The sequence below is a fragment of the Bradyrhizobium sp. AZCC 1678 genome (assembly GCF_036924765.1).
Classification (GTDB): domain Bacteria; phylum Pseudomonadota; class Alphaproteobacteria; order Rhizobiales; family Xanthobacteraceae; genus Bradyrhizobium; species Bradyrhizobium algeriense.
The window spans coordinates 3,892,991-3,911,827 of record NZ_JAZHSE010000001.1; the positions used below are offsets into that span (position 1 = coordinate 3,892,991).

Below are 18,837 nucleotides of genomic sequence, written 5' to 3' on the forward strand. Positions count from 1 at the left end.
AAAAAGAGAAACCAGAGGCGACTTCGGGCGGGGTTGAGATGGCTGAGTTCGACGTCGATCTGTTCGTCATCGGCGGTGGTTCGGGCGGCGTTCGCGCCGCCCGCATCGCAGCCAACCATGGCGCCAAGGTCATGGTCGCCGAAGAATACCGGATGGGCGGCACCTGTGTGATCCGCGGCTGCGTGCCGAAAAAGCTGTTCGTGCTCGGCTCGCACGTCCGCCACGAAATCGAGGACGCAGCAGGTTTCGGCTGGACTATATCGGACGTCTCCTTTGACTGGCCGACACTGGTTGCCAACAAGGACAAGGAGATCGCGCGGCTCGAGGGCATCTACGCCGCCAATGTCGAGAAATCGGGCGCGCGCATCGCAAAGACCCGCGCGATGCTGGAAGACGCCCACACGCTGCGGCTGATGACGGGCGAGAAGGTCACTGCGAAATACATCCTGATCGCGACCGGCGGTGCGCCCAACCACGGGCGGGAAATCCCCGGCATCGAGCACGTCATCTCCTCGAACGAGGCGTTTCATCTCACCGAATTGCCGAAGCGTATCGTGATCCAGGGCGGCGGCTATATCGCGCTGGAATTCGCCGGCATTTTTGCCGGCTTCGGCTCCGACGTAACGGTGATCTATCGCGGCGACAACATCCTGCGCGGTTTCGACGAGGACGTCCGCAAGCACGTGCGCGCCGAAATGGAGAAGCAGGGCATCACCATCATCACCGGCTGCACCATCGATAAAGTGGACAGGCACGGCAACGAATTGACGACCCATTTGTCGAGCGGTTCGAGCATTGCGTCCGACAAGGTGATGTTCGCCATCGGCCGGCACCCGAACGTCGCCAATCTCGGGCTCGAGAAGGCCGGCGTCGCCATCAATCCGGCGAATGGTGGCATCGCCGTCGATGAATGGTCCAAAACCTCGGTCGACAACATCTATGCGATCGGCGACGTCACCCATCGCCTCAATCTGACGCCGGTGGCGATCCGCGAGGGCCATGCCTTCGCCGACACCGTGTTCGGCAAGCGTCCCGTCCAGGTTGATCACGCGACTATCCCGACGGCTGTATTCTCGCAGCCCGAGGTCGGCACCGTCGGCCTGACCGAAGCCGAGGCCCGGGCGCAATTCAGTCACGTCGATATCTACAAGGCCGATTTCCGCCCGATCAAGGCGACGATGTCCGGCCGCGACACCCGCGTGCTGATGAAGCTCGTGGTCGACGGCACGACCGACCGCGTGCTCGGCTGTCATATCGTCGGCGACACCGCTGCTGAAATCGTCCAGGCGGTTGCGATCGCGGTGAAGATGAAAGCGACGAAAGCCGATTTCGACGCGACGATCGCGCTGCATCCGACAGCGGCGGAAGAGCTGGTGACGATGCGGACGCCGACGGCAAGGCATGTACGCCAGGCGGCGGAGTAGGCGGGGCCGTAGGATGGGTGGAGCGAAGCGATACCCATCACCTTCCTTGAAGCGCCATTGATGGGTATCGCTTCGCTCCACCCATCCTCCGGATAGCACACTACCGATGGCCGCGGCACTCTGATAACGGTGCAGGCAAGCATTCAATAACGGAGTTTTTCCATGATCGAAACAATCGGCATCGTAGGCGCAGGCACCATGGGCAACGGCATCGCGCAGGTGTGCGCCGCCGCCGGTCTTCCCGTCGTCATGACCGACATCTCGGATGCCGCGCTGACGCGCGGCATGTCGGTCGTGTCCAACAGCCTGGAGCGCCTGGTCAACAAGCAGAAGATGACCGATGCCGACCGGCAGGCCGCGCTGGCGCGGATCACGACGAGCACGGACACCGCGAAATTCTCCACCTGCGATCTCGTCATCGAGGCCGCGACCGAGAACGAGGATTTGAAGGTCAAGATCCTGAAGGATCTCTGCACAAAGCTGCAGCCACGCGCGCTGCTCGCCACCAACACCTCCTCGATCTCGATTACCAAGCTCGCCGCCGCGACCGACCGGCCGGATCGCTTCATCGGCCTGCACTTCTTCAATCCGGTGCCGCTGATGGCGCTGTTGGAGTTGATCCGTGGTTTGCAGACGTCGGACGATACCCATGCCAAGGCGGAAGCCTTTGCAAAACGGATCGGCAAGGTATCCATCACGGCGAAGAACAGCCCGGGCTTTGCGGTCAACCGCATCCTGTGCCCGATGATCAACGAGGCGATCTTTGCGCTTCAGGAAGGCATCGCCACGGCAGAAGATCTCGATGCCGGCATGAAGCTCGGCTGCAACCACCCGATCGGCCCGCTGGCGCTCGCCGATATGATCGGCCTCGACACCATGCTGTCGGTGATGGAAGTCTTCTATGAGGGATTCAACGATCCGAAATATCGCCCCGCGCCGCTGCTGAAGGAAATGGTCGCCGCCGGCCATCTCGGCCGCAAGACCGGGCAGGGGTTTTATAGTTACGGGAAGTAAACGTCGCGGACGGCGTGTAGGATGGGTGTGCGCGGCGAAACCCATCATTTCTTGCGCGGAGAGGTGACGGGTATCGCTCCACCCATCCTGCGAAGCTACTTTGGCTTGGGCTCCGCGAGACCCTCCGCCGGATTCTCCAATTTCCCCGCGCGCGCGAGCTTTACCGCATTACCAAGCGCGCGGGCGACGTTGATCGTCTCTTCCTGAAACTCGCGGTCCTCGTCGAGCGCCTGGTGCGAGGTGGCGTAGGGCTCCATGTAGCCGACATAGCCGTCGGCTTCGCCGGTCCGCCCGGCCGAGATCAGCGCCATGTCGGTCAGCCAGTCCGAAAGCGAGCGGCGCAATGTCTCCGCGCCTGCGCTGTCGCCGTGCACGACGAGCCCGAAATGCCGCCTGGCCAGATGGCGCGGATAGGGCCAGCCTTTCAGCTCCAGCGCCTTGGCCTGGTCGGCGTGCTTGCCGTGCGTCGACGTCGGGTCGGGATTGCCGCCGTCGGCGCACACCAGCCGGTCCATCATCGCCTTCAGCGCGGTCGGAGCGTGATACCAGTTCACCGGCGCGACGATCAGGATGCCGTGCGCGGCGACCCAGAGCGGATAGATCTCGTTCATCCAGTCGTCGGTCTGGCCCAGCGAGTGGTTCGGATAGCAACTGCAGGGCCAGTGACAGAGCGGCATCGCGGTGGAGACGCAGGACTTGCAGGGATGAATCTGCCGGCCGTATTCCGACGTCAGCCGCGACAGGTCAAGGATGTCGACTGCGAATCCCATTCCGGCAAGCACCGGCTCGGCGATCTTCGCCAGCCGCCAGCTCTTCGACATCTCGCCGGGGCAGGTGTGCTCGCTGCGCGCCGAGCCGTTGATGATGAGCATGCGCGGCTGCGCGGCCGCATCGTCGTGCCGCCGCTGCGCTTCAAGAATGGCCTCGCGCGCAGCGAGCCAGTCCACCGAGATTTCGTATTCCGGATCGGCAAAGCCCGGCCCGGCCTTGCGCGTATGTGGGGCTTTTCGCGAATGGCTATAGGCATCCCACGCGGCCGCGACGATAGCGTCGAGTTCGCGCTGCAGCGGCCGGAAGGCCGGATCGACGAAGCGGCTGCGATAGCGCTTTTCGAATTCCTCGCGCGGCAATTTGACGGCCGGCATTCCCTTGCGAATGTCCGGCTCCGCCATAGGTTTAATCCTCTCGTGCGACCACTGCAATAAAGTCAACGTCGGACGAGCAGCCACAGTTCCCACCGCTCCTCAGAGCGGCTAATCCGGATGCCACATCTCGACCAGCTCCTCGGCGCTGACGAGATCGATCTGTTCGTGAAACCTGGTCCTGTACATGGTCATCAGCGCATCATGACCGGTGTCCGAGGAGCTGCACAGGGCGTCCTGCACGATCACCACGCGAAAACCGAGATCGACCGCGCCGAGCGCGGTGGACAGCACGCAGACGTCGGTCTCCGCGCCCGACACCACCACCGTCCCAACGTGCCGCTCGACCAGCAAATGACCGAGCCGCGAGCCGAAGAACGCCGAATAGGCGGGCTTGTCGACGATGAGCGCCGGCGGCGAATAGCGCGCAAGCTCAGGCACAATGTCGAGCGCACGGGGGGCGAGATTGCTGCGTGTCGCGCGCTGCCATTTCGTGAAATAGGTCTGCCATTGACCGCGCCGGTTTTCGGGTTTTTCCGGCGTGATGAAGCGCGTGAACACCGTCCGCTCCCGATACCGCGCGCATATGTTCGAGATGACCGGCAGCACCCGCTCCATCCAGGGCGTCTCCCACACGCCGCCTCTCGCGAAGATGTTCTGCATATCGATGCATAGATGTGCTGCATCGCGAATGGCTTCCATGAACGACCTCTCACCTTGCTGGAAGGGCTAATTCGACAAGCAGGAACTGGTTTCAACGGCGTCTCAAGGCCGCCGTGGCGCTCAATCTGCGGCGGACGAATAGCAGTCATGCCGGAACCATCCCGGATCAATCGCGGTTGGCGGCGCGCTTGTCCTCCAGCCATCAGCGTTTGTGGAGTAACTCATGTTGAAGCCTCTCGCGGCCGCTTCTGTTCTGCTGTTCGTCTTTTCCGTCGAAGCAAATGCGCGTCCCAACCACCGGCATCACGGTCACCGGGCGCACGGCTGGTGCGGTAGTTACCTCAGCAAATATCTCGGAAAACCGGATCGCCGTCTGGCGCTTGCGCGCTCCTGGGCGAGCGAAGGCATGAATGCCGGCGGCCCAGGAATCGGCGTGGTAGTGGTCTGGGCGCATCACGTCGGCATCATTACCGGGCAAACACCTGATGGTCAGTGGATCGTTCATAGCGGCAATGATGGCGGCGCGGTCCGCACGCGAGCCCGATCGCTTGCTCGCGCGATAGCGTTCAGGCGGGTGTAATCCGGAAGTTTCGGCTGCACGATCCAGGCATCGGCGATATTTAGCCGGCAGCATTGCAAAAGCCCGACAGTCGATCCGAACTGTCGGGCGGGAGCAAATATTACTTGAAGAGGAATGAGCCATTGTCGAATTTTGATTCGGCGTGGTCTATCCGGAAAACCACGGCTCTGTTGCAGTTCCGTCAAGAGGAACCGGGCGCCCGTCTTTGCTGTTTCGAAAATTGAATCGGAAGAACTTAGTCTGCCGCCTCGATCCATTCCGCTGCGCCAAGCCATAGCGTGTCGCGATGTTCGGGCCGGAAGAATCCCATATGGCCGATCCTGCTCGCGCCGGTGTCGGCGGGCGTCACCGTGATGATCTCGGGCTTGATCGAGGTAAATCCCGAGCACAGCAATTCGACCGCGGGCCGCGTTGCCCAGGGATCGTCGGACATGCAGAGCGCGCGCAACGCGCCCTGGTAGTTCGGAAAATTCTGCAAGGCTTCGAGCCTCGTATCGTCGAACAGATAGCGCGGGCTCATCACCCAGCCGACCCATTGCAGGAACGCGTCCTTCGGCAGGTCCATGCCGAGGCCGGCCTTGCCGGGCATGTAGCCGAGCGCGCGGGTTAAGGGGGCGCCGACAAAATTCAGCATCGCATAAACGCGGTAGCGCTCCGGCGCCGTCATCAGTTTCCAGTAGCCGGCCTGGGCTGCAATGAACAGCGCGCGCGAAATCTCCGAATTGTTCGGCAACAGGCCGAGCGCCTGGCCGCCGAACGAATGTCCGACATAGGCGAAGGGGAGCGCCTTGTAGCGCTCGCGCATCCAGGCGACCGCCGCCGTAATATCCTGTGCGGCCCAGTCCGACATCGAGGCCTTGAAGCCGACCAGCGATTTCGGCTGGTTGTAGCCGGTCAGCGCCTGCTGCCTGCTGTCGCCGGTGCCGCGGTAGTCGTAGGTCAAAACCGTGCAGCCGCGCGTGGCGAGGTAGCCGGCGAAGCCCCGGTAGAGCTTGCGGGGGACGGCGGTCGCCGAATTGATCAGGACGGCGTGGCGCTTGGTGCCGCGGGGCAGAAACAGAGTCGCGGCAAGGGGATATCCATCCGTCGCGGGCACCGTGATGTCGTCGCTAAATAAGTCGTCTAGCTCCGGCTCGGCCACTGCTTCTTCTCCTCAGGTTGCGAGCGGCCACAGCAAAAGCGAAATCGGCTTTTGCCGCAAGGGCCTGTCAGGATTACCGGAAATCTAACTGGCGGTCGGCTAAAGGCCTGTGTATAAACCGGCCCTTAACAATCGCCATTAAGTTGCGGTTTTTGCTCAGGAGTTAACGTCATGTCCGAGCGGTGGACGCCCGATAGCTGGCGCACCAGGCCGGTGCTGCAGGTGCCCGATTATCCCGATGCCAAGGCATTGGCCGATGTCGAGGCGCAGCTCGCCACGTTTCCGCCGCTGGTGTTCGCCGGTGAGGCCCGCAATCTGAAGAAAGCACTGGCCCGCGTCGCTGCGGGCGAGGCCTTCCTGCTGCAGGGGGGCGATTGCGCCGAGAGCTTTGCCGAGCATGGCGCCAACAACATCCGCGATTTCTTCCGCGTGCTGCTGCAGATGGCCGTGGTGCTGACCTATGCCGGCGCGCTGCCGGTCGTGAAGGTTGGCCGCATCGCCGGACAGTTTGCAAAACCGCGTTCGTCGAACACGGAAAAAATCAACGGTGTCGAGCTGCCGAGCTACCGCGGCGACATCATCAACGACATCGCTTTCACGCCGGAAGCGCGCATCCCCGATCCGCAGCGCCAGCTGATGGCGTACCGGCAATCGGCGGCGACGCTGAATCTGCTTCGCGCCTTCGCGACCGGCGGCTTTGCCAATCTCGGCAGCGTGCATCAGTGGATGCTCGGCTTCCTCAAGGATTCCCCGCAGTCGCGCCGCTACAAGGAACTGGCCGACCGTATCTCGGACGCGCTGAATTTCATGCGCGCCTGTGGGCTCGATCTCGAAAGCCACCCCGAACTGCGCGCCACCGATTTCTACACCAGCCACGAAGCGCTGCTGCTGGGTTACGAGCAGGCTTTCACGCGGGTCGATTCCACGACCGGCGACTGGTACGCGACCTCGGGCCACATGATCTGGATCGGCGACCGCACCCGCCAGCTCGACCACGGTCATGTCGAGTATTTCCGCGGTATCAAGAATCCGATTGGCCTGAAATGCGGTCCCTCGCTGAAGCCGGATGAGCTGTTGAAGCTGATTGACATCCTCAATCCCGACAACGAGCCCGGACGGCTGACGCTGATCAACCGCTTCGGCTCTGACAAGGTCGGCGACCATCTCGCGCCGCTGATCCGCGCGGTGCAGCGGGAAGGGCGCGTCGTGGTGTGGTCCTGCGATCCCATGCACGGCAACACCATCACCTCGACCTCGGGCTACAAGACCCGTCCGTTCGACCGCGTGCTGTCGGAGGTGAAGTCGTTCTTCGCGATCCACGCCGCTGAAGGCACCCATGCCGGCGGCGTCCATCTGGAGATGACCGGGCAGGACGTCACCGAATGCATCGGCGGCGCGCGCGCCATCACCGACGAGGACCTCAACGACCGCTATCACACGGTCTGCGATCCCCGTCTCAACGCCGAACAATCGATCGACATGGCTTTCCTGATCGCTGAACTGCTCAAGCAGGAGCGGGCGGGCAAGGAAAAGCCGATGCCGGCCGCAGCGGGGCTTTGACTTGCTGCGACTCTGGCGGGCCACCATCAACACGCGTAACGGCCTCGCCTTTGCGATCCGATCGGAGCAGGCCGTCCGCGAGGAACTTCTTGCGCTGGCGCTTTCGGTGCCGCTGGCCTGGCTGGTCGGCGCGAGCGTGATGCGCCGGGTTGAACTGGTCGCTGCGGTGGCGTTCGTGCTGGTGGTCGAGATCCTCAATACCGCGATCGAGAAGCTGGCCGACCGGCTCACCACCGACCACGATCCGCAGATCGGGCGGGTCAAGGACATGGGTTCCGCGGCGGTCGGCGTCGCGCTGCTGATGTCCGGGGCGTTCTGGCTGTTTGCCATCGCCGAACGCATAGGCGCGTTCTAGATATGCGGTACTGATCTGGATCAGAACCGCATATCTAAGCTTTTGTATTGACGCGTTTTCTTTATGCGAACCGGTTTCCGCTTCGCTCGAAAACGCGATGAAGCAAGCATTGCAGTTTGCTCTTGTGCAAGGCACCATCGCTACCATGACCGAACCAACCTTCAAGATCACACTGGCGCAGTTGAACCCGACGGTCGGCGACGTCACGGGTAATGCCGCCAAGGCGCACGGCGCGCGCGACAAGGCCAAGGCCGACGGCGCCGATCTGTTGGTGCTGCCCGAATTGTTCATCTGCGGCTATCCGCCGGAAGATCTGGTGCTGAAGCCCGCTTTCCAGGCGGCCTGCCGCGCGGCGATCGAGGAACTGGCGCGCGAGACAGCGGGCGGCGGCCCGGCGGTGCTGATCGGCACGCCCTGGGTCGAGGGCGGCAAGCTCTATAATGCCTGCGCACTGCTCGATGAGGGCCGCATCGCCGCCCTTCGCTTCAAGGCGAACTTGCCGAATTACGGCGTGTTCGACGAAAAACGCCTGTTCGCGCGCGGCCCGGCCGCAGGGCCGGTCACCGTCAAGGGCATCCGCGTCGGCGTTCCCATCTGCGAGGACATCTGGCTCGAAGAATCAGAGGAATACGAAAACATCGTCGAATGCCTCGCCGAGACCGGCGCGGAAATTCTGGTGGTGCCGAACGGCTCACCCTACGCGCGCGACAAGAACGATCTGCGGCTATCGATCGCGGTCGCCCGCGTCACCGAGAGCGGCCTGCCGCTGGTCTATCTCAACCAGATCGGCGGTCAGGATGAACTGGTGTTCGACGGCGCGTCGTTCGCGCTCAACGCCGATCTTTCTGTGGCGGCGCAACTGCCGGCGTTCGAGGAGAGCATCGTCACGCTGAACTGGACCAAGGGCGCCGATGGCTGGCGCTGTTCGGGACCGGTGGTGCCGCTCATCGAGGGCGACAAGGGTGATTACGCGGCCTGCGTGCTGGGCCTGCGTGATTACGTCCGCAAGAACGGATTCCCGGGCGTGCTGCTCGGCGTCTCCGGCGGCATCGATTCCGCGCTGTGTGCGGCGATTGCGGTCGATGCGCTGGGCACCGAGCAGGTTCGCGGCGTGATGCTGCCGTTTCGGTTCACTGCACAGGTGTCGCTCGACGACGCGGCAAAGCTCGCGAAAGCGCTCGGCATCCGCTATGAGGTGCTGCCGATCGCGGATGCCGTGAACGGCTTTGAAAAAATCCTCTCCGGTCCGTTCGCCGGCCTGCCGCGCGATATCACCGAAGAGAATTTGCAGGCGCGCACCCGCGGCACGCTGCTGATGGCGATTTCGAACAAGACCGGCGCGATGGTGGTCACGACCGGCAACAAGTCGGAAATGTCGGTCGGCTACGCCACGCTCTACGGCGACATGAACGGCGGCTTCAATCCGATCAAGGACATCTACAAGACCGAAGTGTTTCGTCTCTCGAGCCTGCGCAACGAATGGAAGCCTGACAGCGCGCTCGGGCCTTCGGGCGAGGTGATCCCGGTCAACATCATCACGCGGCCGCCGACGGCGGAGTTGCGCGAGAACCAGACCGATCAGGATTCGCTGCCGCCCTACGAGATGCTGGACGGCATCCTCGAACGGCTGGTCGAGCGCGAGGAGCCGCTGGCCACGATCATCGCAGCCGGCTTCCCGGCCGAAATGGTGACGCGGATCGACCGGTTGCTCAACATTGCCGAATACAAGCGCCGGCAGGCCGCACCGGGCGTCAAGGTGACGGAAAAGAACTTTGGCCGCGACCGCCGCTATCCCATCACCAATCGCTTCCGCGACAATGGCAAGGCGCTGCCCGCGCCCGACGAGAAGTTGGTCGCGCGCGCCGGCCGCGCCTCGGTGGACGCCTTCGAAGGGTAATTTCGCTAGACTACTGCTTCGGCGGGATGAAGGTCGGGCCGACGGTGCGGATCTTGTCCTTGTCGGCGGCGGTAGCGGTCGTGTCGGCCGGGGCTGCTGTCGCAGCCGGCGCGGCGGCGGTGCCGGCAGGCGCTGCGCCTTTCTTGGGCGGTGGCGTCGCGCCCTTCGGCTGCGCGCGCTGCTGCATGCGCCGCGCGCTCTCCTCGGTAACGATGATGTCGCCTTGTTCGACGCCGGCCCTGTCATCGACTGACTTCAGCGCTTCCGACCAGGTCTGGCCTGCGGCCTTGCAGGCGCAGGACGGGTTGAACTCAGAGCGGAATTTGAACGCGTTCGGCAGCGACGAGTAAGGCTGGCCGTTGATCGAGACCGCCTGATTGATGTCCTCGCCGGGATTGCGGTAGGTGAACAGCGTCGCTTCCGTCGCCGGGCAAAGTGCCTTGCAGGTCCTCTCGTCGTCCTGGAATCGCTGCTGGTAGGTGGCGAACGACACCGGGAAATAACCGCCGTCGCAGGTGCGGACGCAGACGGTGCGGAAGGTGCCGGACGGCGCGCCGAGATCGGCACTCGGCGGCGGGAGCGTCTGGTTGTTGTTGCCGAACAGACTGTCGATGAAGTTGCCGGGACCGCGCGCGGCCGCGGCATATTGCGGGCCGCAATTGTTCTGCGCGAGCGCGGTCAGCACCGAGCGGCGCTGGTTTTCGCGGTCGGCGCCGCCGATACCGCCGCTGCGCAGGCGCTCCAGGCTGGTGGTGATCTGGTCGAGATTGGCGCGCATCTGCTGAATCTGGTTGTTGACCGGACCGCACTGGGCGGACCGACCATTAAACAGCGAGAAGAAGCCCGAGCTTTCGCAGCCCATGCGCTTGGCCTGCAGCGTGACCCGATCGAGTTCGGCCTGCTGCTTGGCCTGGGCTTCCTGATAGCGGCGGACCTGTTCATCCTTGGCGGGGTCGCCGGTGCCGGCGCCGCGGTCTATGGTCGCCAATTGCCCTTCGAGCCGGATGCAGATCGGATTGGCCTGCGCGCCCTGCGGTGGCGGGGCGTCCTGGTTCATCTGCGCCATGGCGTCATCGTTCGACTGCGCCAAAGCGGGTGCGCCCGGGGTGGTGATGCCGAGCAGGATGGCGCAGGTCAAAATCCGAAGGGAGAGGGGCGCGTTGCGAATTTCCAGCATATCCGGCCATTGAGGGCTGATCCGCGCGGCTTGAAAGCCTGATGGCGCGGCCAAGGCAGCATTCTGCGGCCAAGGCCGCATCCAATACCCCCTTCTCAGGGCAGCGTCACGTCGTTTCCGGGGCGCGGATGTGGCAGCCAGCCCTTGATATTCCGCGATAATCGCCTCCATGGCGCTTTTGAGCGAGAGCCTGCTTCGTGCGTGAATCCCGGTTCTGATTCAACCGGAACCGAAAAGGCTCTAGCGCTGGCAGGTGATGGCGACGTATTCGCCGCAACCGTGGCCGGAGCATCTATCGCCGCCGTCTTTCGGAATCGCGCCGGTGACTTCCTCTGGATCGACGCGGCGGTAGGCGGTGGCCTGTGCAAATTCCCGTGACTGACAGTAGGAGCGGGCGGCGTGGGCGCCGCATTTTTCGCCCCTGGCGAGGCATTCATCGACGCCGTAACCATCGGCCTGGTTGGCAACGATGAAAACGCGGCTGTCGGCGGAAGCGGCCGAGGCGGCAAGCAGGAAGGCACCGGCCAGGAAGGCACAGGCAATGAGTGCGGAGGAAAGTCGCATGGATGACACCGGCAGGGATGAGGAACCGCCCTCAGGAATAGGCCCAAAGTGTTAATAATGATTAACCATGAGCCCGCCGGGCGGCAGCGAATGGCGGGGGTTCGCCGCCTGATCAGCCCTAATTTGGGCACGAGCAAGGCTTGACGCCGTCCGCCCGATACCGCAATGGTGGAACCATGAACGGTCTCCTCGCCATCTGCAGCATTTGCCGCGAGATTATTAGCTAGCGATTCGCTGGCTGAGGCCGTCTTTTCTCCCAACCGAGATCACTGGACGCCCGGCCGCAACGGATGGGTATGCCATGGAATTACGTCTCTACGATACGTTGACGAAGGAGAAGCGGCCGTTTGTGCCGCTTAATGCCGATAACGTCGGCATGTATGCCTGCGGACCGACGGTCTATGACTTTGCCCATATCGGCAACGGTCGCGCGGCGATCGTGTTCGACGTGCTGTTCCGCGTGCTGCGCCATCGCTACGGCGCAGAGCACGTGAAGTACGTCCGCAACATCACCGACGTCGACGACAAGATCAACGTGCGCGCCGCACGCGACTATCCCGGCGTGCCCTTGAACGAGGCGATCCGCAAGGTCACCGAACAGACCTATCAGCAGTATCAGGACGACGTCACCGCGCTCGGCTGCCTGGCTCCGACGGTGCAGCCGCGCGCGACCGAGCATATCCCGGAGATGCGGGCGATCATCGAGAAGCTCGTGGCCGGCGGCTTTGCCTATGTCGCGGAAGACCATGTGCTGTTCTCGCCGCAGGCGATGAACGAAGCCAATTCCGTGATGCCGCGCTATGGCGCGCTGTCAAAACGTTCGCTCGACGAGATGATCGCCGGCGCCCGCGTCGACGTTGCGCCGTATAAGCGCGACAGTACCGATTTCGTGTTGTGGAAGCCGTCGAAGCCGGGCGAGCCGTCATGGCCGTCGCCATCGGGCATCAAGGTGGAAGGCCGCCCCGGCTGGCATATCGAGTGCTCGGCGATGGCCTGGAAGCATCTCGGCGAAAAATTCGACATTCATGGCGGCGGCATCGATCTGGTGTTCCCGCACCATGAGAACGAACTCGCGCAGACCTGCTGCGCCTTTCATTCCGACCGCATGGCGAATGTCTGGATGCACAACGGCTTCCTGCAGCTCGAGAGTGAGAAGATGTCGAAGTCGCTCGGCAACTTCTTCACGATCCGCGAGATGCTGGCCGATTGGCCGGGCGAGGTGCTGCGTCTGAGCATGCTCAAGACGCACTACCGCTCGCCGCTCGACTGGACCCTGAGGGGCGCGGAAGAGAGCGCGAAGACGCTCGACGACTGGTATGCGATCGCGGCCGACGCCGAGGGCGGTCAACCGTCGCAGGCCATGGTCGAGGCGCTCTATGACGATCTCAATACGGCGCAGGCCATGGCCGTCCTGCATGGCCTGCGCAATGCGGCCGCGTCCGGCGGCGCGCGCGAACGCGGTGAGTTCGCGGCCTCGCTTCGGCTGCTCGGCTTCCTCTCGATGAGTGCGGCCGCATGGAAGGGACGCAAGCAGCAGGCGAGCGGCATCGACGCGCAGCAGGTCGATCGCCTGATTGCGGATCGAACAGCGGCGCGCGCGCGAAAGGACTTCAAGGAATCCGATCGCATCCGCGACGAACTAGCCGCGATGGGCGTTACCATCAAGGATGGCAAGGATGCCGACGGAAAGCCCGTGACCACATGGGAGATCGCGTGATGACCAGGCCCGATACGCCATTTCTAAAACACTGGCGTTATTACATCTTCATCAAATGGGCGTTAATCGTTGCCGCGGTCGTGCTGGCCTTCAGACTGTTCGGAGTGTTTTGACGCGATGGGACAGGCGCTACCCAAACCTGGTTTGCGGCCGTTTTTGCCGACGGATGTTCCGATGCTGGCGGCGATCTTCGTTGCCGCCATCGAGGGGCTGACCGGCGATGACTACAGCGAGGCGCAGCAGGCAGCCTGGGCTCAAGCTGCCGAGGACGAAGAAGCTTTCGGCAAGAAACTCGCCGGGCAGTTGACGCTGATCGCGACCATACAGAACGCGCCGGTCGGCTTCGCCTCGCTGAAAGGGGCTGACCATATCGACATGCTTTTCGTCCATCCGAGCGTCGCCGGGCAGGGCGTCGCCTCGATGCTGGTCGACGCGCTGGAAAAACTGGCCGGCGCGCGCGGCGCAAAGACCCTGACGGTTGATGCCAGCGACACCGCGGAGCCGCTGTTTCGGAAGCGGGGATATGCCGCCAAACAGCGCAACACCGTCTCGCTCAACGGCGAATGGCTCGCCAACACCACGATGCAGAAGACGCTGGCTGACAATGCCGCGCCGGGAGTTCCGTCATGAGCCGCGAACGCCTTTATCTCTTCGACACCACGCTGCGCGACGGCGCGCAGACCAACGGCGTCGATTTCACGCTGCATGACAAGCAGATCATCGCGCAGATGCTCGATGAACTCGGCATCGACTATGTCGAGGGCGGCTATCCCGGCGCAAATCCGACCGACACCGAATTCTTTGCTGAAAAGCCCAAGTTCGAGAACGCCAAATTCACCGCGTTCGGCATGACGCGCCGTCCGGGCCGCTCGGCCTCGAACGATCCGGGGCTTGCGGGGCTGATCGAGGCCAAGGCCGATGCGATCTGCTTCGTCGCAAAGTCCTCCGCCTATCAGGTGCGGGTGGCGCTGGAGACCACCAACGAGGAAAACCTCGCCTCGATCCGCGACAGCGTCAGCGCGGCAAAGGCTGCGGGCCGCGAGGTGATGGTCGATTGCGAGCACTTCTTCGACGGCTACAAGGAGAACGTCGATTTTGCGCTCGCCTGTGCGATGGCGGCCTATGAATCCGGCGCGCGCTGGGTGGTGCTGTGCGACACCAATGGCGGCACTATGCCGCACGAGATCGAGACCATCGTAGGCGCCGTGGCAAAACATATCCCGGGCAGCCATGTCGGCATCCACGCCCATAACGACACTGAGCAGGCGGTCGCCAATTCGCTGGCCGCGGTGCGCGCCGGTGCGCGGCAGATCCAGGGCACGTTGAACGGGCTCGGCGAGCGCTGCGGCAACGCCAATCTCTGTTCGCTGATCCCGACGCTGCGCCTCAAGAACGAATTCTCCGACGCCTTCGAGATCGGCGTCACCGCGGAGAAAATGACGACGCTGATGAAGGTGTCGCGGACGCTCGACGACATGCTCAACCGCGCGCCGAACCGCCATGCGCCTTACGTCGGCGAAAGCGCCTTCGTCACCAAGGCCGGTATTCACGCCTCGGCGATGATGAAGGACCCGCACAGCTACGAACACATTTTGCCCGAATCGGTCGGCAACCATCGCAAGGTGCTGGTGTCCGACCAGGCCGGCCGCTCCAATGTGATGGCCGAACTGGATCGCGCCGGTATCACCTACGAGAAGAGCGATCCGAAGCTGGCGCGTCTGGTCGAGGAGTTGAAGGAGCGGGAAGCGGCGGGCTACGCCTATGAATCCGCCAACGCCTCGTTCGACCTGCTGGCGCGGCGCACGCTCGGCCGAGTGCCGGAATATTTCAAGGTCGAGCAGTTCGACGTCAATGTAGAGCAGCGCTACAACGCCAACGGCCAGCGCGTCACGGTGGCGCTGGCGGTGGTCAAGGTCGATGTCGCGGGCGAGCGGCTGATCTCGGCGGCGGAAGGCAATGGTCCCGTCAATGCGCTCGACGTCGCGCTGCGCAAGGACCTCGGCAAGTACCAGAAATATATCGAGGGCCTGAAGCTGATCGATTACCGCGTGCGTATCCTCAATGGCGGTACCGAAGCGGTGACGCGGGTCCTGATCGAGAGCGAGGACGAGAACGGCGACAGCTGGATCACGGTCGGCGTCTCACCCAATATCATCGATGCTTCGTTCCAGGCGCTGATGGATTCGGTGGTCTACAAGCTGGTGAAGTCAGGCGCACCGGCGTGAGCCAAGACCGTAGCCCGGATGGAGCCAACGGGTCGCGCGAATGCGCGCCCGATGACAGGCTCCGCGCAATCCGGGATTCTCGCACGTCGCTTGACTGCCCCCGGATTGCGCTGCGCTCCATCCGGTACAAGTGACGGAGGAGCACGAAATGATCGACCACATCTCCGTCGGCGTCAGTGACCTCGAACGCTCCGCGCGCTTCTATGAAGCGACGCTTGCAGCCCTCGGCCTGTCGCGTCTGGTGACACGCCCCGCAACCATCGGCTTCGGCAAAACCTACCCCGAGTTCTGGATCAACCTGCGTGCCGGCATGGCGCCGGTGCCGCCCGAGAGCGGTACGCACGTCTGCCTTCGCGCCAAAGCAACTGGTGATATCGATGCGTTCCATGCGGCGGCGTTGAAGTCCGGCGGCCGCTCCGACGGTGCACCGGGCCTGCGCCCGCATGATCGCGTGAAGTACTATGCGGCGTTCGTGATCGATCCCGACGGCAACCGCATCGAGGCCGCGACGTTTCCAGGCGAGTGAAGCGAGGAGGCTTAAAGCTTCCGCGCCAGCTCCGGCGCCATTTCCTTGCTGCCTTCGGGCGCACGCGCTGCGGCGGCGCGCAGGCGCGGCACGATGTCCTCGACCCGTTCAGCCTTGAGGATGTCGATGTCCAGTGACGGGCGGATGAACTCGGTTTCGCGCATGTGCGCCAAAAGCGCGATCAGCGGCTCCCAGAAGCCGTCGATGTTGGCGAGCAGAACCGGCTTGGAGTGGCGGCCGAGTTGCTGCCAGGTCATCTGCTCGACCAGTTCTTCCAGCGTGCCGACGCCGCCGGGCAGGGCGACGAACGCATCGGAATGTTCGAACATCAGCCGCTTGCGCTCGTGCATGTCGGGCGTGACGATCATTTCCTGAACGTGCGTCAGCATATTTTCGCGGGATCGCAAAAAATCCGGAATGATCCCGGTGACCAGGCCGCCGTGATCCAGCGTGGATTTGGCGACCGCGCCCATCAGGCCGACCGAACCGCCGCCATAGACGAGCCGGATATTATTCTCGGCGAAAGTCTTTCCCAGGGCGTGGGCGGCTTCGACAAAGCGGGGGCTGGAGCCGGCGCCGGAGCCGCAATAGACGCAAACGGTTTTGATTTGTTCGGTTTTGATTTGATCCATGCAGATCATGTGGCACCGCACCCAGGAAAGCTCAAGTCTGGTTGACTTCGCTGATGCAGCAGAAATAGGCCCGAAATCAAACCAAACGGGGGAAAGATTTATCTTTCAAGGCTGTACGGGAGAGTTAAACGCTCTATATGACGAGCATATGCAGACTGCCGAAAACTCCCTGAAGGCGACTGGTGCGCCATCTTGCTCTGGGCGCGACGCCAATGGCTGATCCTGATTCGCACCCGCACGCCGGTGCCGCCACTCCGGCCGACGCTTCTCCTGAAAAAGCGACCCTGATCGGGACGCTGGTGCATCTGTGGCCCTATATCTGGCCGGGCGACCGCGCGGACCTGAAGATGCGCGTGGTCTGGTCGATGGTGCTGCTGCTGGCAGCCAAGCTCGCGACGCTGACGGTGCCGTTCACCTTCAAATGGGCGATAGATGCGCTCAACGGCATGGGCACCGCGCCGGTCGAAGCGTCGAACTGGATGCTGTGGCTGATCGCCTCGCCTTTGTTGATGACCGCGAGCTACGGCGCGATCCGCGTGCTGATGGCGGTGCTGACGCAGTGGCGCGACGGCATCTTCGCCCGCGTCGCCATGCATGCGGTGCGCAAGCTCGCCTACATCACCTTCGTCCACATGCACGAATTGTCGCTGCGCTTCCATCTGGAGCGCAAGACAGGCGGCTTGACGCGCGTACTGGAGCGCGGCCGCACCGGCATCGAGGTGATCGTGCGGATGGTGATCCTGCAGCTGATCCCGACCATCGTCGAGGTGTCGCTGCTGATGGCCGTGCTGCTGTGGCAGTTCGACTGGCGCTACGTGCTGGTCACCGCGATCACGGTCGTGATCTACATGTACTACACTTACATCGCCACCGAATGGCGGATCGAAATCCGCCGCAAGATGAACGATTCCGACACCGAGGCGAACACCAAGGCGATCGACTCGCTGCTCAATTACGAGACGGTGAAATATTTCAGCGCCGAGAGGCGCGAGGCCGAGCGCTACGACCATTCGATGGAGCGCTACGAGCGCAACAGCGTCAAGACCTATACCTCGCTGGCGGTGCTCAATACCGGGCAGGCGGTCATCTTCACCATCGGCCTCACCGCGACCATGCTGATGTGCGCGCTCGGCGTCCGCAACGGCACCAATACGGTCGGCGATTTCGTCATGGTCAACGCCATGATGATCCAGCTTTACCAGCCGCTGAATTTCATGGGCATGGTTTATCGCGAGATCAAGCAGGCGGTCATCGATATCGAGAAGATGTTCAACGTGCTGCAGCGCAATCCCGAGATCAAGGATATCCCGGGCGCTGCGCCACTCGTGGTCAGCTCAGGCAATGTGCGCTTCGACGACGTGCGCTTTGCCTATGATGCAGAACGGCCGATTCTCAAGGGCCTCAGCTTCGAGGTGCCCGCCGGCAAGACGGTTGCGATCGTCGGCCCCTCGGGCGCCGGCAAGTCGACGATTTCGCGATTGCTGTTTCGTCTTTACGACGTCTCCAGCGGAAAAATCCTGATCGACGGTCAGGACATCCGCAACGTCACGCAGGCGAGCCTGCGCGCCTCGATCGGCATGGTGCCGCAGGATACCGTGCTGTTCAACGACACCATCCGCTACAACATCCGCTACGGCCGCTGGGACGCCGGCGATGCCGAGGTCGAAGAGGCGGCGCAACTGGCGCAGATCGACGCTTTCATCCGCATGTCGCCGAAGGGGTACGAAACCCAGGTCGGCGAGCGCGGCCTGAAACTGTCGGGCGGCGAGAAGCAGCGCGTGGCAATTGCGCGCACGGTGCTGAAAGCGCCGCCGATCCTGGTGCTGGATGAGGCGACGTCCGCGCTCGACAGCCACACCGAGCATGAAATCCAGGAAGCGCTGGAGCGCGTCTCGCGTGGCCGCACCTCGCTGGTGATCGCACACCGGCTGTCGACCATCGTCGGCGCCGATGAAATTATCGTGCTGGATCAAGGGCGCATCGCCGAGCGCGGCACCCATGTCAGGCTTTTGGCGTCTGGCGGGCTCTACGCCAGTATGTGGAACAGGCAGCGCGAAGCCGAGGAGGCGCGGGAGAAGCTCGCCCAGATCGACGACGACAACGAAGCGCCGAACCGCGCCCCGCCGCCGGTCGACGATCCGCTCAACGAGCAGCCCAGGGATCCGCCCAAATCCAAAGATCCCTTGTCTAAAGATCCCTTGGCAACCGCCGCGGAATAAT

17 protein-coding genes are annotated in these 18,837 nt (G+C 63.1%); 11 read left to right on the top strand and 6 right to left on the bottom strand.

The window, feature by feature from the left end; all coding sequences use genetic code 11:
- Positions 1–38 precede the first annotated feature (38 nt).
- On the top strand, positions 39–1,424 hold the full coding sequence (gene gor / locus V1294_RS18320; RefSeq protein WP_334499085.1) for a glutathione-disulfide reductase: 1,386 nt from the start codon (positions 39–41) through the stop codon (positions 1,422–1,424).
- Between the two features lie 162 nt (positions 1,425–1,586).
- Positions 1,587–2,438, top strand: coding sequence for a 3-hydroxybutyryl-CoA dehydrogenase (locus tag V1294_RS18325; protein WP_334499087.1), 852 nt, complete (start codon positions 1,587–1,589; stop codon positions 2,436–2,438).
- A 95-nt stretch (positions 2,439–2,533) separates the two neighbouring features.
- On the opposite strand, the gene V1294_RS18330 is transcribed toward V1294_RS18325, so the two are convergent.
- Positions 2,534–3,610, bottom strand: a complete 1,077-nt coding sequence (locus V1294_RS18330) for a flavodoxin family protein (protein ID WP_334499090.1) — start codon at positions 3,608–3,610, stop codon at positions 2,534–2,536.
- A gap of 81 nt (positions 3,611–3,691) precedes the next feature.
- Positions 3,692–4,282 (bottom strand): cysteine hydrolase family protein, encoded by a 591-nt coding sequence (locus V1294_RS18335; RefSeq protein ID WP_334499092.1) that lies wholly within the window; start codon positions 4,280–4,282, stop codon positions 3,692–3,694.
- A gap of 184 nt (positions 4,283–4,466) precedes the next feature.
- On the opposite strand from V1294_RS18335, the gene V1294_RS18340 reads away from it, so the two are divergent.
- Positions 4,467–4,823: a hypothetical protein gene (locus tag V1294_RS18340; RefSeq protein ID WP_334499094.1), complete on the top strand. Its 357-nt coding sequence runs from the start codon at positions 4,467–4,469 to the stop codon at positions 4,821–4,823.
- A 235-nt stretch (positions 4,824–5,058) separates the two neighbouring features.
- Here the strand turns inward: V1294_RS18340 and V1294_RS18345 are convergent, their stop codons facing one another.
- Complete coding sequence (locus V1294_RS18345) at positions 5,059–5,964, bottom strand: alpha/beta hydrolase family protein (RefSeq protein ID WP_334499096.1); 906 nt, start codon at positions 5,962–5,964, stop codon at positions 5,059–5,061.
- A gap of 171 nt (positions 5,965–6,135) precedes the next feature.
- On the opposite strand from V1294_RS18345, the gene V1294_RS18350 reads away from it, so the two are divergent.
- The 3 genes from V1294_RS18350 (at position 6,136) to V1294_RS18360 (ending at position 9,776) form a co-directional block, all read left to right on the top strand.
- Entirely contained in the window at positions 6,136–7,524 is a 1,389-nt protein-coding gene (locus V1294_RS18350; RefSeq protein ID WP_334499099.1) for a class II 3-deoxy-7-phosphoheptulonate synthase, read from the top strand.
- 1 nt (position 7,525) lies between these two features.
- Complete coding sequence (locus V1294_RS18355; RefSeq protein ID WP_108513741.1) at positions 7,526–7,879, top strand: diacylglycerol kinase; 354 nt, start codon at positions 7,526–7,528, stop codon at positions 7,877–7,879.
- 145 nt (positions 7,880–8,024) lie between these two features.
- Positions 8,025–9,776, top strand: a complete 1,752-nt coding sequence (locus tag V1294_RS18360; RefSeq protein ID WP_334504710.1) for an NAD+ synthase — start codon at positions 8,025–8,027, stop codon at positions 9,774–9,776.
- Positions 9,777–9,786: 10 nt separating this feature from the next.
- Here V1294_RS18360 and V1294_RS18365 read toward each other — a convergent pair whose 3' ends face one another.
- Positions 9,787–10,953, bottom strand: coding sequence for a DUF2865 domain-containing protein (locus V1294_RS18365; protein WP_334504712.1), 1,167 nt, complete (start codon positions 10,951–10,953; stop codon positions 9,787–9,789).
- Positions 10,954–11,193: 240 nt separating this feature from the next.
- Entirely contained in the window at positions 11,194–11,517 is a 324-nt protein-coding gene (locus V1294_RS18370; protein WP_108513738.1) for a hypothetical protein, read from the bottom strand.
- Positions 11,518–11,818: 301 nt separating this feature from the next.
- Here V1294_RS18370 and cysS point away from each other — a divergent pair, with 301 nt between their 5' ends.
- From cysS to V1294_RS18390, 4 genes are all read left to right on the top strand, one after another.
- Positions 11,819–13,234: a cysteine--tRNA ligase gene (gene cysS / locus V1294_RS18375; protein ID WP_334499102.1), complete on the top strand. Its 1,416-nt coding sequence runs from the start codon at positions 11,819–11,821 to the stop codon at positions 13,232–13,234.
- A 117-nt stretch (positions 13,235–13,351) separates the two neighbouring features.
- A complete protein-coding gene (locus tag V1294_RS18380; RefSeq protein WP_334499103.1) occupies positions 13,352–13,864 on the top strand; it encodes a GNAT family N-acetyltransferase in 513 nt (170 codons plus the stop codon).
- Positions 13,861–15,459, top strand: a complete 1,599-nt coding sequence (gene cimA / locus V1294_RS18385) for a citramalate synthase (RefSeq protein WP_334499104.1) — start codon at positions 13,861–13,863, stop codon at positions 15,457–15,459. Before V1294_RS18380 ends, cimA begins: the two co-directional genes overlap by 4 nt.
- A 148-nt stretch (positions 15,460–15,607) precedes the next feature.
- A complete protein-coding gene (locus V1294_RS18390; RefSeq protein WP_334499105.1) occupies positions 15,608–15,985 on the top strand; it encodes a VOC family protein in 378 nt (125 codons plus the stop codon).
- An 11-nt stretch (positions 15,986–15,996) separates the two neighbouring features.
- Here the strand turns inward: V1294_RS18390 and V1294_RS18395 are convergent, their stop codons facing one another.
- The gene (locus V1294_RS18395; RefSeq protein ID WP_334499107.1) at positions 15,997–16,617 is read right to left on the bottom strand and encodes a TIGR00730 family Rossman fold protein; all 621 of its coding nucleotides are present in this window, start codon (positions 16,615–16,617) and stop codon (positions 15,997–15,999) included.
- A gap of 212 nt (positions 16,618–16,829) precedes the next feature.
- Between V1294_RS18395 and V1294_RS18400 the strand changes: the two genes are divergently transcribed.
- The gene (locus tag V1294_RS18400) at positions 16,830–18,836 is read left to right on the top strand and encodes an ABCB family ABC transporter ATP-binding protein/permease (RefSeq protein WP_334499108.1); all 2,007 of its coding nucleotides are present in this window, start codon (positions 16,830–16,832) and stop codon (positions 18,834–18,836) included.
- Position 18,837: the final 1 nt, after the last annotated feature.